This window comes from Desulfuromonas versatilis, assembly GCF_019704135.1.
Classification (GTDB): domain Bacteria; phylum Desulfobacterota; class Desulfuromonadia; order Desulfuromonadales; family NIT-T3; genus Desulfuromonas_A; species Desulfuromonas_A versatilis.
On record NZ_AP024355.1, the window covers coordinates 2,595,310 to 2,610,653 of the forward strand.

General features: G+C 63.5%; 11 protein-coding genes. All 11 read right to left on the reverse strand.

All coding sequences use genetic code 11. The features are described from left to right. Window positions 1-62 precede the first annotated feature (62 nt). The 11 genes from dnaE to DESUT3_RS11770 all read right to left on the reverse strand — a co-directional run bounded on the left by dnaE (window position 63) and on the right by DESUT3_RS11770 (window position 15,290). Window positions 63-3,536 (reverse strand): DNA polymerase III subunit alpha, encoded by a 3,474-nt coding sequence (dnaE, locus tag DESUT3_RS11720; RefSeq protein WP_221248663.1) that lies wholly within the window; start codon window positions 3,534-3,536, stop codon window positions 63-65. A gap of 140 nt (window positions 3,537-3,676) precedes the next feature. Further along, window positions 3,677-4,282, reverse strand: coding sequence for a Maf family protein (locus DESUT3_RS11725; RefSeq protein WP_221248664.1), 606 nt, complete (start codon window positions 4,280-4,282; stop codon window positions 3,677-3,679). Between the two features lie 87 nt (window positions 4,283-4,369). After that, entirely contained in the window at window positions 4,370-4,807 is a 438-nt protein-coding gene (locus tag DESUT3_RS11730) for a hypothetical protein (RefSeq protein ID WP_221248665.1), read from the reverse strand. Window positions 4,808-4,928: 121 nt separating this feature from the next. Beyond that, the gene (locus DESUT3_RS11735) at window positions 4,929-5,924 is read right to left on the reverse strand and encodes a helix-turn-helix transcriptional regulator (RefSeq protein WP_221248666.1); all 996 of its coding nucleotides are present in this window, start codon (window positions 5,922-5,924) and stop codon (window positions 4,929-4,931) included. 42 nt (window positions 5,925-5,966) lie between these two features. Continuing rightward, window positions 5,967-6,377, reverse strand: a complete 411-nt coding sequence (locus DESUT3_RS11740) for a nucleotide pyrophosphohydrolase (protein WP_221248667.1) — start codon at window positions 6,375-6,377, stop codon at window positions 5,967-5,969. A gap of 274 nt (window positions 6,378-6,651) precedes the next feature. Next, window positions 6,652-8,208: a glutamine-hydrolyzing GMP synthase gene (guaA, locus tag DESUT3_RS11745; RefSeq protein WP_221248668.1), complete on the reverse strand. Its 1,557-nt coding sequence runs from the start codon at window positions 8,206-8,208 to the stop codon at window positions 6,652-6,654. Between the two features lie 99 nt (window positions 8,209-8,307). After that, window positions 8,308-9,780: an IMP dehydrogenase gene (gene guaB, locus DESUT3_RS11750; RefSeq protein WP_221248669.1), complete on the reverse strand. Its 1,473-nt coding sequence runs from the start codon at window positions 9,778-9,780 to the stop codon at window positions 8,308-8,310. 199 nt (window positions 9,781-9,979) lie between these two features. Next, entirely contained in the window at window positions 9,980-11,050 is a 1,071-nt protein-coding gene (locus tag DESUT3_RS11755) for a M42 family metallopeptidase (RefSeq protein WP_221248670.1), read from the reverse strand. 113 nt (window positions 11,051-11,163) lie between these two features. Further along, the gene (locus DESUT3_RS11760) at window positions 11,164-11,817 is read right to left on the reverse strand and encodes a histidinol phosphate phosphatase domain-containing protein (RefSeq protein ID WP_221248671.1); all 654 of its coding nucleotides are present in this window, start codon (window positions 11,815-11,817) and stop codon (window positions 11,164-11,166) included. Window positions 11,818-11,904: 87 nt separating this feature from the next. Continuing rightward, entirely contained in the window at window positions 11,905-13,353 is a 1,449-nt protein-coding gene (locus tag DESUT3_RS11765) for a DUF4388 domain-containing protein (protein WP_221248672.1), read from the reverse strand. A gap of 50 nt (window positions 13,354-13,403) precedes the next feature. Then, on the reverse strand, window positions 13,404-15,290 hold the full coding sequence (locus DESUT3_RS11770; protein WP_221248673.1) for a response regulator: 1,887 nt from the start codon (window positions 15,288-15,290) through the stop codon (window positions 13,404-13,406). Window positions 15,291-15,344: the final 54 nt, after the last annotated feature.

Here is a 15,344-nt window from a genome sequence, read left to right on the forward strand (position 1 = left end):
GCCCCCCTTCGGGCCGGCAAGTGGCATCGCCCGGAAGGAAAGGCGCTCGTAGAGCCCGCCCCCTATTCGAAAGTAACGACATTATAGCCGAACAGTTTTTCCGTATCATCCAACATTTCGTCACAGGCCGCAACCTTTAAACCATCGGGCAGCCCGATCACGGTTTCGCTGCGGTTGGGGATCACCAGGTGCAGCAGCACCTCGCAGCCACCCCGGTATTTCTCCACCACGCCGCGCAGGGCGCGCAGCTGCCTCTCCTCCAGTCCCGGGGTGGTCAGTCGGATGTGCACCTTCTTGGTCATCCGCTCCTTCACTTCGCCAAGGGAAAGGACTTCGGTCGCCAGGAGCTTACACGATTCTTCCCCGACATCCAGGGTGCCGCTGATCAGCAGAGGCTCCTCGCTCTTCAGCAGGTCCATGGCTGCGGCGTAGGCTTCGGGAAAAACCACGACCTCAACGAAGCCACTCAGGTCCTCGAGGGTGACGAAGGCCATCCGGTCGCCCTTCTTGGTGGTGAGCTCCTTGAGGCCGGTGACGATGCCGCAGACCCGGACGTCCTCGCGGTCGGCCCGCTCGGAAAGGCCCGAGGTTTCGCAGGTCGCGAAGCGCTTGATGGTGGCGCTGTGCCGTGCCAGGGGATGCCCGGTGATGTAGAAGCCGAGAGATTCCTTCTCAAAGCTGAGCAGAATCTTTTCCTCCCACTCCTCGACATCGGGGAGTTTCCCGTAGCCGTTGCCCTTGCTGGAGACGATCTCCTCGGCCCCGAACAGCGACTCCTGCCCCATGGCCTTTTCGCGCTGAACCTTCTGGGCCGCCTCCATCACGTCCTCTAACGCTGCCATGTACTGGGCGCGCCTGCCCTGCAGCGAATCGAGAGCCCCGCACTTGATGAGCGCCTCGATGACCTTCTTGTTGACCTTCTGCAGGTTGACCCGCTCGCAGAAATCGTTCAGCGAGGTGAACTCCCCCTCCTTGCGGGACTCGAGGATCGTCTCCAGAGCGGCGGAGCCGGCGCCCTTGACGGCGCCAAGCCCGAAGCGCATGGATTTGTCGTGCACGGTGAAGGTGCGGTCCGAGGCGTTGATGTCCGGGGGCAAGACCTCGATCCCCATGGAGCGCACTTCGCTGATGTTCTTGATGACCTTGTCGGTGTTCTCCATGTCCTCGGTCAGCAATGCCGCCATGAACTCCACCGGGTAGTGGGCCTTGAGATAGGCGGTGTGGTAGGCCACCAGGGCGTAGGCCGCAGAGTGCGATTTGTTGAAGCCGTAGGCGGCGAACTTCTCCATCAGGTCGAAGACCCCCTCGGCCTTCTTCAGGTCGAGCTTGTTCTCCTTGGCCCCCTTGAGGAAGATCTCCTTCTGCTTGGCCATCTCCTCGGGTTTCTTCTTGCCCATCGCCCGGCGCAGCAAGTCGGCGCCGCCGAGGCTGTAGTTGCCCAGCACCTGGGCGATGAGCATGACCTGCTCCTGGTAGACGATGACCCCGTAGGTGTCCTTGAGGATCGGCTCGAGCTGGGGGAAGTCGTAATTGAACTTCTCCAGGCCGTGCTTACGCTTGATGAACGAGTCGACCATCCCCGAACCGAGCGGGCCGGGCCGGTAGAGGGCGACCATGGCGACCAGGTCCTCGAAGCAGGAGGGCTTGAGCTTGACCAGGTACTCCTTCATCCCCGAGGATTCGAGCTGAAAAACCCCGGTGGTCTCCCCCTTGCTGAGCAGTTCGTAGGTCTTGGCGTCGTCGTCGCCGACCAGCTTCAGGTCGAAGTCGGGATTTTTCCCCTCGCGGATCAGCCGCACCGCGTTGTTGATGACGGTCAGGGTCTTCAGGCCGAGAAAGTCGAACTTGACCAGGCCGATCTTCTCCACGTAGCTCATGGAGAACTGGGTGACCTGTCCGCCCGACTTGGGGTCGGTGTACAGCGGGCAATACTCGGGGAGCGGCTTGGGCGTGACCACGACCCCGGCGGCGTGGGTCGAGGCGTGCCGGGTCAGCCCTTCCAGCGCCAATGCGACCTTGATCAGCTCCTTGCCCCGGGGGTCTTTTTCCGAGAGTTCCTTGAGCTTGGGCTCCTGGGCCATGGCATCTTTGAGGGTGATGTTGAGGATCCCCGGGACCAGCTTGGCGACCTTGTCCGTCTCGGCGAAGGACATGCCGATGGCGCGGCCGACGTCGCGGATGACCCCCTTGGCGGCCATGGTGCCGAAGGTGATGATCTGGGCCACGTTGGCTTCGCCGTATTTCTGCCGCACGTAGTTGATGACGTCTTCACGCCCGTAGATGCAGAAGTCGACGTCGATATCGGGCATCGAGATGCGCTCGGGGTTGAGAAACCGCTCGAACAGCAGGTTGTAGGGCATCGGGTCGATATCGGTGATGCGGATGGCGAAGGCCACCAGGCTGCCGGCGGCGCTGCCGCGCCCCGGGCCGACGGGGATGTCGTGGTCCTTGGCCCAGTTGATGAAGTCGGCGACGATGAGAAAGTAGCCCGGGAACCCCATCTGCTTGATACAGGCCAGCTCGATGGCCAGGCGTTCGCGGTATTTTTTCTCTTCTTCGGCCGAGAACTCGGGACGCACCTTGCGGATGTCCGCCAGGCGCTCCTCCAGTCCCTCCCAGGACTGCTCCTCCAGAACGTCATCCAGGGTTTTTTCCGCGGGCTTTTCGTACTGGGGGAAGTGGTAGGTGTTGAAATCGAGCTGCAGGTTGCAGCGCTCAGCGATCTTTACCGAATTCTCCACCGCCCCGGGATAGGCTTTGAAGAGCTCGGTCATCTCGTCGGGGGTCTTGACGTAGAACTCGTTGTTCGGGAAACGCATCCGCGACGGATCGTCCATGGTCTTGCCGGTCTGGATACAGAGCAGCACCTCGTGGGCGTAGGCGTCCTCGCGGGTCAGGTAGTGACAGTCGTTGGTGGCCACCAGGGGCAGTCCCAGTTCCTGCGAGATCGTCACCAGGCCCTTGTTGACCACCTCCTGCTCGGGGATGAAATTTTCCTGCAGTTCGAGGTAGAGCCGCTCGTCATCGAAAATCTCGGCCATCTCCCGGGTGCGCTGGAGAGCCTTGTCCATCTGCTTTTCGAGAATCAGCGAAGGGATCTCGCCGCCCAGGCAGGCGGTCATGGCGATCAGCCCCTCGTTGTGCTTGCGCAGCAGTTCCCAGTCGACCCGGGGCTTGTAGTAGAAGCCCTCTCGGTAGGCTGCGGAAACCAGGTAGCAGAGGTTGCGATAGCCGGTCTGGTTCATGCACAGCAGCACCAGGTGCCCCGAGGCCTCGGAGGAGACCCGGGCGTTGCCCTTTTCGAAGCGGGAACCCGGGGCGACGTAGATCTCGCAGCCGATGATCGGCTTGACGCCGGCGGCGGTCGCCTTGGAAAAGAACTCGATGGTGCTGAACATGTTGCCGTGATCGGTCACGGCGACGGCGGGCATTTTATAGTCCTTGCAGCGCTGGATCAGGTCGGGGATCTTGATCGCCCCGTCGAGCAGGCTGTACTGACTGTGCAGGTGGAGATGGACGAAATTGGCGTGTTCCATAAAAAACCAGTGGGCAGTGGACCGTGGTCAGTGACCAGACAAAACCAGATCCCATGAAAACAAAAAAACCGAATTACGCTTGCCGGAAGGCGCTGCGCTAGACGGTCTAGGGAGGCTGGGGCATATTACCACCGGAGGGGCTAAAGGGCAACCTCCGGTTCGTCGCTGAGGGTCTTGACGCCGAACTCCTCGAGCATGCCGTTGAGCTTGATCAGCGGCAGGCCGATCAGGGCGGTGTAGTCCTCCCCCTCCATGCGCTGCATCAGGGCGATGCCCAGCCCCTCGATCTTGAAGGAGCCGGCACAGTCCAGGGGCGATTCACGGCGAACGTAGTCGCGGATCTGGCCCACAGAAAGTGCTTTAAGGGTTACGGTATAAGTTGCCAGTTCGGTGAGAGATTTTCCCGATTTACTGTCAAGCACCGACACCCCCGTATAGAAGGTGTGGGAGCGCCCCGCCATGTCCTTGAGCTGCTCCACCGCGCGCTCGAAGCTGCCGGGTTTGCCGAGGATTTTGCCGCGCGAGCCGACGAAAACCTGGTCGGCGCCGATGATCAGGGCATCGGGGTAGCGCTCGACGAGGCTCTTGGCCTTGTGGTGGGCCAGGTGCTTGACCAGCAGTTCAGGGGCGACCTCCTGGTCGATCTCCTCCTGGTAGAGGGGCGCGGCGACATGAAACTGCAGCCCCAGCTGCCGCAGCAGCTGAAGGCGGTAGGGACTGGTCGAGGCCAGTACGATGGTGCGCATCGGGGCAATCCTCGGTCTGGGCAAAGGGGAATTTCCCTCTTTTTAACCCACGCCGGGACGAATTGCAACGACTTTGCCCGTCAGGGATCAGGACTGCCATTCCCCCTGCTGCTCCCGGACCTCCTGGGCCAGGGCGCGCGGGCGACGATAGGGGTGAGGCCTGGGAACATCGCGGTGTGGGCGCTGCTGCGAGCGCTCTCCGGCTTCCTCAGCGCCTTCGGTGAGCAGGCGGACCTTTTCCGCAAGGCTAAGGCCCGCCACGGCCTCGGTAAGGGCCGTCTCCAGTTCCCCGCGCGCGGCGTTGCCGAAAAATTCCCGGAGGCTCGCCCCATCCAGCCATTCATCGGCAAACGTCACCCCGGTCCGGGCGCCTACCTCGACCAGAACCTCCCCTTCATAGCGCCCATCGCCCACCGTGCCCGAAACGGCAATGACCGTCCCGCCGGCAACCCCGCGCGGTTCGATGCCGTGGATATCAAGATAAAGCCCGCTGCCGTTTTCCGCCATCATGTTCAACCAGACCATGGTTCGCCTCCCTGGGGTGAGTTTGTTTTGTCATGATGGAAGGATAGCGGAGGCCTGCGACAGAAAGTGTCACAACACGTGAGGCGTGAGGCGTGAGGCGTGAGGCGTGAGGCGTGAAAGGCTAACTGCCCTGGTGGTGCTTGGCGAGGGCCTCTTGCAGGCCGCCAAGGAAGGCTTCCCGCAGGGTGGCGGGCTCCAGGACCTGGACGTGAGGGAGGTAGGAGTAGAGCCAGGAGAGGATCTCCTTCTCGCCACTGGCTTCGAGGGTGAGAAGCACCGAGCCGTCGGGCTCATCGACCAGGCTCTGGGTGGGGTGCCAGGTCCGTTCGCGGATCAGGTGGGCGATCTCGGGGGCGAAGCGGATGCGGATCTCCATGGGGGTGTCGTCGATCAGGCCAAAGGCACCGCCGGTCACCTGCTCGGCGGAAAAGTCCTCGGGGACCTCGAAACGCTCCCTGCCGACTTCAACGGCCTGGATGCGGTCGATGAGAAACAGCCGCAGGTCCTGGCGGTTGTGGGCGTAGCCGGCCAGGTAGAGCGAGTCCTTGTAGAACAGCAGGGTGTAAGGATCGAAAAGGTAATCCTCGGCTTTGCGGTTAGGCGGAGCGTAGCGGATGGTGCAGCGATACTGGTAGAGCAGAGCCTGGCGCAGCCCCTGCAGGGCCTCGCGCTTCTCCCGGTAGTCCCGAAGCCCCTGGAAACGCGGCGCCCCGGCCTCGGCGATCCGCTCGAGATGCGCCACACTGCGCGGCGGCAGACTGGAACGGATCCGCCCGAAGATCGCGTCGAGGTCGTCCTGAAACGGGGTCCCCCGCAGAAAGGCGAGCTGCCCCCGGCAGAGGTAGAGGGTCATCAGCTCCTCCAGAGAGAAGGTGATCGGGGGGATTTTTTTGAAGCCGGTGAGAAACCGGTAGAGCACCCGGCCGTCGGCTTCGCGGTCGGATACGAGCGGGTACCCGGCGTCGCGGATCGCCTGCAGGTCGCGAAAGATGGTGCGGCGGTTGACCTGGCATTCCTCGGCCAGGTCGTCCACCGTCGCTCCGTAGCGCGCCTCGAGGATGCGGATGACATCGTGCAGCCGCGCCGCCTGGCTGTATTTTTTTGAGGGCTTGGTCACGCAGCCTCCGGCTGCGGGGTTTCAGGTCCCAGGTCTCAGGTTTCAGGGTTCAGATTTATCCTGACCTCTGTCTCCTGATTCCTGATTCCTGTCTTGATAATACGTATACTTGTGCGCCTTGCCCCGCACCTTGTCCTTGGGGTACTTGCGGATGTTCTTCTCCATCTTGGCAAGGACCACCTCGGAAAGGTCGAGGCCGAGGAAATTGGACAGGGACAGGGAGTAGATGACGATATCGGCGAGCTCCTCGCCGATATCCTGCAGCGCCTCGGGGCTGAGGTTCTTGGACTGCTCGACGGTCAGCCACTGGAAGTGCTCCATCAGCTCCGCCGCCTCGATGGCGATGGACATGCTGAGGTTTTTCGGGGTGTGGTACTGCTCCCAATCCCGTTCGCGGACGAACTGCGCCATCCGCTCCTTGAGCTCCTGCAGGGTGGTCTGCGCGTCGGTCATAAAACCTCCGTGGGCCGTGGGCCGTGGGCCGTGGGCCGTGATCCGTGGACCGTGGGCCGTGGGCCGTGATCCGTGATCCGTGGGCCGTGATCCGTGGGCCGTGGACCGTGGGCCGTGGGCCGTGATCCGTGATCCGTGATCCGTGATCCGTGGGCCGTGATCCGTGGGCCGTGGACCGTGGGCCGTGGGCCGTGGACCGTGGACCGTGGGCCGTGGGCTGTAAAGCCCTAAAAGCTTCTTCGGATCACTGTCCACGGTCCACTGATCACCGCTTTTACTCCCACTCGATCGTCGCCGGGGGCTTGCTGGAAATGTCGTAGGTGACCCGGTTGATCCCCTTGACCTCGTTGATGATGCGGCTGCTGATGTGGGCCAGGATGTCGTAGGGCAGCGGGTACCAGCCGGCGGTCATGAAGTCCTTGGTCTCCACGGCGCGCAGGGCCACCACGTACTCGTAGGTGCGGCCGTCGCCCATGACGCCGACGCTCTTGACCGGCAGGAAGACGGCGAAGGCCTGGCTGATCTTGTGGTAATGCCCGGTGCGGTAGAGCTCCTCGATGTAGATGGCGTCGGCCTGGCGCAGGATATCTGCGTACTCCTTCTTCACCTCGCCGAGGATGCGCACTCCAAGGCCCGGCCCGGGGAACGGGTGGCGCCAGACCATGGCGTGGGGCAGGCCGAGCTCTTCGCCGATAGCGCGGACTTCGTCCTTGAACAGCTCGCGCAGCGGCTCGAGCAGCTGCAGCTTCATGTAATCGGGCAGGCCGCCGACGTTGTGGTGGCTCTTGATGCTGTGGGCCTTGCCGGTCTTGGCCCCGGCCGACTCGATCACATCAGGGTAGATGGTCCCCTGCGCCAGCCACTTGGCGTCGGTGAGCCTGCCGGCCTCTTCCTCAAAAATGTCGACGAACTTGTTGCCGATGATCTTGCGCTTGCGCTCCGGATCGGCGACCCCGGCCAGGGCGCCGAGGAAGCGCTCCTCGGCGTCGACGCGGAGCACCTTGACCCCCATGTTCTCGGCGAAGGTGGCCATCACCTGGTCCCCCTCGCCGAGGCGCAGCAGGCCGTTGTCGACGAACACGCAGGTGAGCTGATCGCCGATGGCCCGGTGGATCAGCGCCGCCGCCACCGAGGAGTCGACCCCGCCGGAAAGCCCGAGGATCACCTGGTCGGTGCCGACCTGCTCGCGGATGCGCGACACGGCATCTTCGATGATGTGTCCCGGGGTCCACTGGCCGGAGCAGCCGCAGATCTTGCGCACGAAGGTGTCGATGAGGATCTCGCCGCGCGGGGTGTGGTTGACCTCGGGGTGGAACTGCACGCCGTAGAGCTTGCGGGCGACGTCCTGGATGGCGCAGACCGGCGCGTTGCCGGTCCCGGCGACGACCTCGAAGCCGGCCGGCACCTTCTCCACGTGGTCGCCGTGGCTCATCCACACCGGGCTCTTGCCGTCGATGAAGAACCCGTCGAACAGCGGACCCGGCTTGCCCTGGGCCAGCAGGTCGGCGTGGCCGAACTCACGCTTGCCCGCCGGCACCACCTCGCCGCCGAAATGCCGGCTCATCAGCTGCATGCCGTAGCAGATGCCGAGCACCGGCACGCCGAGCTCGAACAACGCCTCCTCCACCGCCGGCGCCCCCTGCTCGTAGACCGACTTGGGGCCGCCGGAGAGGATGATCCCCCTGGGCGCAAAATTCCGGATCGCCTCCAGCTCCATGTCGAAGGGGTGCAGCTCGCAGTAGACATGGGCCTCGCGCACCCGCCGGGCGATCAGCTGGGTGTACTGGGAGCCGAAGTCGAGGATGAGGATTTTTTCGTTGTGGATGTCCATCAAATTACCTTATTTGGAAAGGCTGGTGCCTTGGGTTTCCCTAGGTCCCATGCGTCCCATAGGTCCCATGAGACGAATGGGCCTTATGAAGGCAGAAAACTACGAGTTTCGTTCAACGCGGTAGTTAGGCGCCTCGTGGGTAATCGCCACGTCGTGCACGTGCGACTCGCGCAGGCCGGCGTTGGTGATGCGGATGAACTGCCCTTTTTCCTGCAGCTCCTTCAGGGTGGCGCAGCCGGTGTAGCCCATGCCGGCACGCAGGCCGCCGATCAGTTGGTGGATGTTGGCCGAGAGGCTGCCGCGATAGGGGACGCGCCCTTCGATCCCCTCGGGGACCAGCTTGACATCGCTTTCGACATCCCCCTGAAAGTAGCGGTCCTTGCTCCCCTGCTTCATGGCGCCGAGGCTGCCCATGCCGCGGTAGGTCTTGTAGGTCCGGCCCTGGTAGAGGATGGTTTCGCCCGGCGACTCGTCGGTGCCGGCGAACAGCGAACCGATCATGATCACGTCGGCGCCGGCGGCGATGGCCTTGGGCAGCTCGCCCGAGTACTTGATGCCACCGTCGGCGATCAGCGGGATGCCGGCCCTGCGGGTCACCCTGGCGACGTCGGCGATAGCGGTGATCTGCGGCACCCCGACCCCGGCGACCACGCGGGTGGTGCAGATCGAACCCGGCCCGATGCCCACCTTGACGCAGTCGACCCCGGCCTTGATCAGGGCCTCGGCCGCTTCGGGGGTGGCGATGTTGCCCGCAATCAGCTGCAGCTCCGGGTAGGCGCGGCGGGTGTCCACCACCGCGTCGATGACCCCCTGCGAGTGGCCGTGGGCGGTGTCGACGATCACCGCGTCGACTCCGGCGCGCACCAGCGCCTCGAGGCGCTCCTCACGGTCGGCGCCGACGCCGACGGCCGCCCCGACCCGCAGGCGACCGAAGTCGTCTTTACAGGCGGAGGGGTACTTGCGCACCTTCTCGATGTCCTTGATGGTGATCAGCCCCTTGAGGGCATAGCTGTCGTCGACCACCAGCAATTTTTCGATGCGATGTTGGTGCAGGTGATACTTGGCTTCTTCGAGGGTGGTTCCCGGAGGGACGGTGACCAGTTTGTCCTTGGTCATGACATTGGAGATGGGCTGGTCGAGCTTGGTTTCGAAGCGCAGGTCACGGTTGGTCAGGATGCCGACCAACTTGCCGTTCTTGGTGATGGGGACCCCGGAGATGCGGTATTTCTCCATCAGCTCGAGAGCTTCGTAGATCTTCTGGTCGGGATCCATGGTGATGGGATCGACGATCATCCCGCTTTCGCTCTTCTTGACCTGGTCGACCTCGAGAGCCTGCTCGGCGGGGGTCATGTTCTTGTGCACGATCCCCAGCCCCCCTTCGCGGGCCATGCAGATGGCGGCGCGGGCCTCGGTCACCGTGTCCATGGCTGCCGAAAGCAGCGGGACGTTCAACTTGATTTTCCGGGTCAGGTGGGTGGTGAGGTCAACTTCCTTGGGAAGAACGGTCGAATGGGCGGGAACCAGCAGGACGTCGTCGAAGGTCAAACCCTCGCGGATCTCAAGATCCAGCATCTCCATCTCCTTGTGCGGGGTTAATCTTTATATGGTGGGAAATATTAATCGGCGAATATAGTCAAGCCAAACGCCGAAGGTCAAGTTAAAAGGGTCCAAAGCGTGAGCCCCCTCACTCCTCACTCCTCACTCCTCACTCCTCACTCCTCACTCCTCACTCCTCACTCCTCACTCCTCACTCCTCACTCCTCACAGCATCTCAATTCGGAATAAACTGCTTCCGATCCTCGATCCGGTAGACCAGGCCCGCCAGCAGACGCACCGTGTTTTCCAGATCCGCCAGCGAAAGGACCTCGGAGGGGGTGTGCATGTAGCGCAGCGGCACGCTGACCAGGGCGGCGGCGACGCCGGCGCGGGTCAGCTGCATGACGTTGGCGTCGGTGCCGGTGGCGCGGGGGGCGCCCATCACCTGACAGGGGACCTCGTCCTCGCGGGCGGTGCGCATCAGCAGCTCGAACAAGGCCGGGTTGATGTTGGGTCCCCGGGCGATGATCGGCCCGCCGCCGACCTTGAAATCGCCGGGGTCCTTCTTGTCCATCTCCGGGTAGTCGGTGGCGAAGCCGACTTCCACGGCGATCCCCACGTCGGGGTCGATGCCGTAGGCGCTGGTGGTGCCGCCGCGCAGGCCCACCTCCTCCTGCACCGTCGAAACCCCGAACAGCTCCACCGGCGGGGCACCCCGGCGGCGGACCTCCTGCAGCACCCGGGCGACGATATAGGCGCCCATCTTGTCGTCGAAGGCCCGCGAGGTCACCCGGTCGCCCTGCAGGCGCTCCAGGCCCACGGCGAAGGTCACCGGGTCGCCGATGGCCACCAGCGCCTGGGTTTCGGCCCGGGTGCTGCTGCCAATGTCGATAAACTGGTTCTTGAGCTTGATGACCGTCTCGCGGTCCTTGGCCTCGATCATGTGGATCGGCTTTTTGCCCACCACGCCGAGCACCCGGCCGCCGGCGGTGTGGACATAGACCCGCTGCCCCGGGACCAGGTGAGGATCGACGCCGCCGATGGGCGCGAAGAAGATGTAGCCGTTGTCGTCAATGTACTTGACCATCAGGCCGATCTCGTCGCAGTGCCCGGCCAGCATCACCCGGGGGGCGTCCTGCCCTGCCCCGCCGATGCGGGCGATCAGGTTGCCCATCACGTCGGTACGCAGTTCATCCGCCACCCCTTCCAGCTCGCGGCGCAGAATGCGCTGGGCGGGCTGCTCAAAGCCCGAAGGGCTGGGGGTTTCGACCAGTTCTTTCAGAAATGCGAAGTTTTTATCGTCCATAACCAAATTCCATCCCTTAAAAAAAACCAGGGTGGAGCTGGTGCCCCACCGCTGAAACAGCCTAACACAGTCGGCCGGCCACTGATTACTAATTACTGATCACTTCTCACTGCTCACCTACCCACCGCCTTGCGCACCAGCGCCTCGGAATTCTTTCGCGCCTGTTCAAACTGCGCCTCGCTCAAACCGGCGCCGAGAGCGATCTTTTTCGCCATCTCCAGCGAAACCAGGTCCCCCGGTGCGTGGGCATCGTTGTTGACCACCAACTTGGCGCCGTGGGCCAGGGCCATCCTGGCGACATGGCCGTTGGTCAGGCTGTGCCCCTTGCGGGTGGTGATCTCCAGACAGATTCCGCGCTGGGCGGCAAGGGCCGCCTCATCACCGGTAATCAGGCCAGGGTGAGAGAGGATGTCGATATCCGCCTCCAGCGCAGCCAGGTTGGTCCCCGCGGCCACCGGCTCGACGATGGTTTCGCCGTGACAGACCACGATCTTCGCCCCCAACCGGCGCGCTTCGACCGCGGCGGCCTGGATTTCGGCAGGCGGGATGTGGGTCAGCTCGATACCGGGGATCACGGTGATCCCCCAGGCTCGGCCAAGGTCATCAGCCACCTTGAGCAGACGGGGAATGATCAGATCCATGTTGGACAGATCCCCATGGTCGGTGATGCCAAGGGCGCGATACCCGGCCACCGCCGCACGGCGCACCAGTTCGGCGGGGATCAGTTCCCCGTCGCTGAAAAGGGTATGAGTATGCAGATCGATCATCAAAGCCTCCGAAAGAATCCTGCCGGGAGGGAAAAATCCATCCCTCCCCGCTGGTGAAACCGAGGACTGGAGCGGGCTGCTCGGGTCTCAACCGGCAGTGGCCCCTGCGGCCGGTGCCGGGGCATCCGGGCCCTGCTCCGGCCCGACGAAGCGTCGCGCGAAAAGTTCCAAAAGCCGCCGCAGCGACTTTCGCTCCCCCTCCTCGAGAACAAACACTCCGGGAGAATCGCCGGAGAAAGCCAACTTTATCACGGGCACCCGCGCCCGAAACTTGAAAAACTCCTCCGCCTTGGCCAGGTTCCCCAGGGAAACCACCCCGAAAAGACGCCTGCAGAAAGGCGTCCAGAGCGGGGCCGCCTCGTCCGTGGCCGGCAGAGAGAAGAGCCGCAGGCTGAAGGTTTCGGCGACATTCAACCGCCCCACCTCGCCCAGCCCCAGGCTGACGTCGCTGAGAAGAAAATCCCCCTCCGGCTCGAACTCGGGGATTCCCTTGAGGCTCTGCACGAACCTGCGGATATCCGCGGCGCAGGAGGCAAGCAGGATCAGCTTGGCCGAGGCCTCCTCAAGCAGCACATCGCGCTCGCCCAGGTGGTCCTTCAGGGCGATCACCTCCGCCGAGGAGAGCAGCGGCAGCTGCATCGGCAGGCCGCCGGGCTCCTCGCGATGCTCCTCGATCAGCCCCTTGGCCAGCAGCACCTTGAGAACCTGCAGAATCTCGAAATCCGAGCGCGGACAATGGTCCAGGATATCCCGCACCCGGGGATAATACTCGAGGATCATGAGGATTTCCTGGGTCGCCGGCCGCAGCCCCCGTGGCAGCCGGTCGCGGGGTACCTTGAGAACCAGCAGGGAATCGGGGTGCGGCATGGCCTCGGCCTGGGCGATCAGTTCGTCGATCTGGCGCAGGCCGTCCATGATCAGGTGGTCCATGGGCCGGGCGATGCGCGCCTCGGACTCGACCCGTCCCGGATTGAACCGGAACTGGCCTTCTTCCCAGCGCAGCAGCCGGTAAAAGGCCTTCTCCCCTTCGGTCCTGCCGCAGCGGGCGTTCACCACCGCCCCGCCCATCAGGTGGATGGAGGCACGCTCCTCGCCCCGCACCAGGTTGAGCACCCCGTCCTTGCGGTTGAGACCGAAGATCTGCAGCAGATCGACCAGGGAGACCTGGTTGAGGCTCCCCTCGATGTCCTTCTCCTGGCGGCTGACCCGCTCGGTGCGTTCTCTGCGCTTGAAATGACCGAAGATCAGCCCCAGCACCTGCTCGGCGTTGAAGGGGCGCGGCACGAAGTGATCCTTGTGGCGCCTGAAACCTTCAATCAGCTCGCCTTCGCGGCCGATGTAGAAAAACGACATCCCCTCGGTGCGCGGGTTGGCGAGCAGAATCTGCGAGAGCCGTTCTGCGGGCAGCAGGGGGATGCCGGTATCGACCACCATCAGGTCGGGGTACCAGGTCAGCGACAGCTCCAGGGCCTTGGCACCGTCCCGGCAGACCTGGACCTCGAACCCCTGCTGGGAGAGGACCTCCGTCAGATTCAAAAGCGCCTCCTGGGCACTGGCCAGGAGGATTTTGGTGAACATTCGCCTCATCAGATCTGCGCCTGCAACTGGTACTGTTCCTGGAGTTTGGTGATCATGTTTTCGACGAAATAGAAATCCGAGGTGTGGAAGCCGACAAGTTCATCCCCCCGCCTGCGGGCGAACAGGGCATAGGCATAATCCTCGTTGAGGTAGAGCACGAAGGAGATCTTGCCAAAATACTCGTCGGGGATGAAGATCGGCACGATACGCTGATAATCCCAGGTGACCCGCCGTTTGCCGCCGAGCAGAAACAGCGAGGTGGCGGATTTTTCCAGGGCCTCGGTAAAGCGCAGCGATTGCTTGACCCTCTCGAAGTCATCACAGCCGCGGTAGATGATCCCCCGCACCCGGTGCGACTCCACCAGCTCCCGGCAGAAGGAGCGCATGATTTCTTCGAGCCGCTTGGCGGGCATCCGGAAAAAGCGACCGCGCTGGGGATCCTCGTAGGCGGCCAGTCGCGATGAGACCTGAAGCTTTTCCCCGTCAAAGCTGTAATCGGCGGGCGCCCCGAGCAGCCGGGCGACCACCGGCCAGAAGGGAGCATCCTCCATGTTCTCACGGTGAAACAGGCTCTCCTTGAGCCGTTCCAGGCGCCGCTCCGCGGCCCGTCCCAGGTCCTCGAAAGTGCTGCCGTCCCCGGGAACCGAGCCGGCCCGCAGGTAGACCCGGATCGGATAGCTGCGTTTCAGGTCACAGAGGGTGAGCTTGCCGCGCAGCGCCTTGCGAATCCGTTTCTGGGTCACCAGGGAACCCCAGTAGTCGGTCTCCGGCAGCAGGATGTAGAACTCGTTGGGCGAAGCCTGGGCCATGATATCCGCGTCACGCAGCGCGGTGTTCACCGTTTCGATGAGCCGCCCCATGGCCGCCTCGAGCTCCCGGTCCAGAAAGTGGCTGTTCAGCTCGGCGTAGTTCTCCACCACCAGCTTGACGAAGGAGAGATTCCGCCCGTAGCGCCGAGCCTTGTGCAACTCCTTTTCCACGTGGTCCCGGAAAAAGGCCATCTTGTAGGCCTCCCCCCGCGGCACCCGCAGGCTGCTCTGCTCGAGGTTGCGGTAGAGCAGCACGTTGTGCAGCGTGCTGGCGGCGAATTCGGCAACCATCCCGGCTACCTTGAGGTCGCGCCGATTGAAGGCCTCGCGGCCGGCCGGGGCCTCGATGCGCACCAGCGCCACCGGTTCGAGCCCCGAGAGCAGCGGCACCCACATGGCCGCGCCCTGCCCGATCAGGGTCGCTTGCCCGGAAAGCATGACTTTGCGTTCGGCGCCGGTGGGGTTGAATGCTTCCTCCCCGGCCGCGAGCTTGACCAGCCCGCGACGGCAGCGTACCCGGTACTGCTGGCCGCCGTAGCCCGGCAGCCAAAGCACGCCCCCCTCGGCCCGCAGCAGATCCATCAGGGTATCGAGAATCAGGTCGCCGAGCCGGTCGATGTCATGCACCTTGAGAAAAGCGAGGCACTTCTGGTAGTAGGAGAGAATGGAGAGATATTCGATATTTTCGTCGACGAGTTTCTTGTGTTCCACCCGCAGCGACTGGCGGAACAGGGCCTTGTTGACGACCAGCAGAAACTCCTCGGGATTGATCGGCTTGAGCAGGTATTCGGAGACGCCCCGCTTCATCGCCTCGACGGCTTTCCCCACCTCCTGGCGGCCGGTGACGACCAGCAGCTCCTGGTCGGGGTTGAAGCGCTTGACCGCCTCGGTGATCTCCACGCCGTTCACCGCCTCGACCTCGGGGTCGGTGATCACCAGGTCGAAATCCTCGGCGCGCAGGCACTCCATGGCTTCGGCTCCCCTTGCGGCGGCACGCAGGTAATACCCCTCGGGCTCCAGCGTATCCTGGTAGAGCTTGCGGAAAAAGGGGTCGGAGTCGATGACGAGGATTCGGCCTTTGGCCATACTTGTTAAAACCCGTGATCAGTGACCCGTGGGCAGTGGTCCGTGAAAACCCGA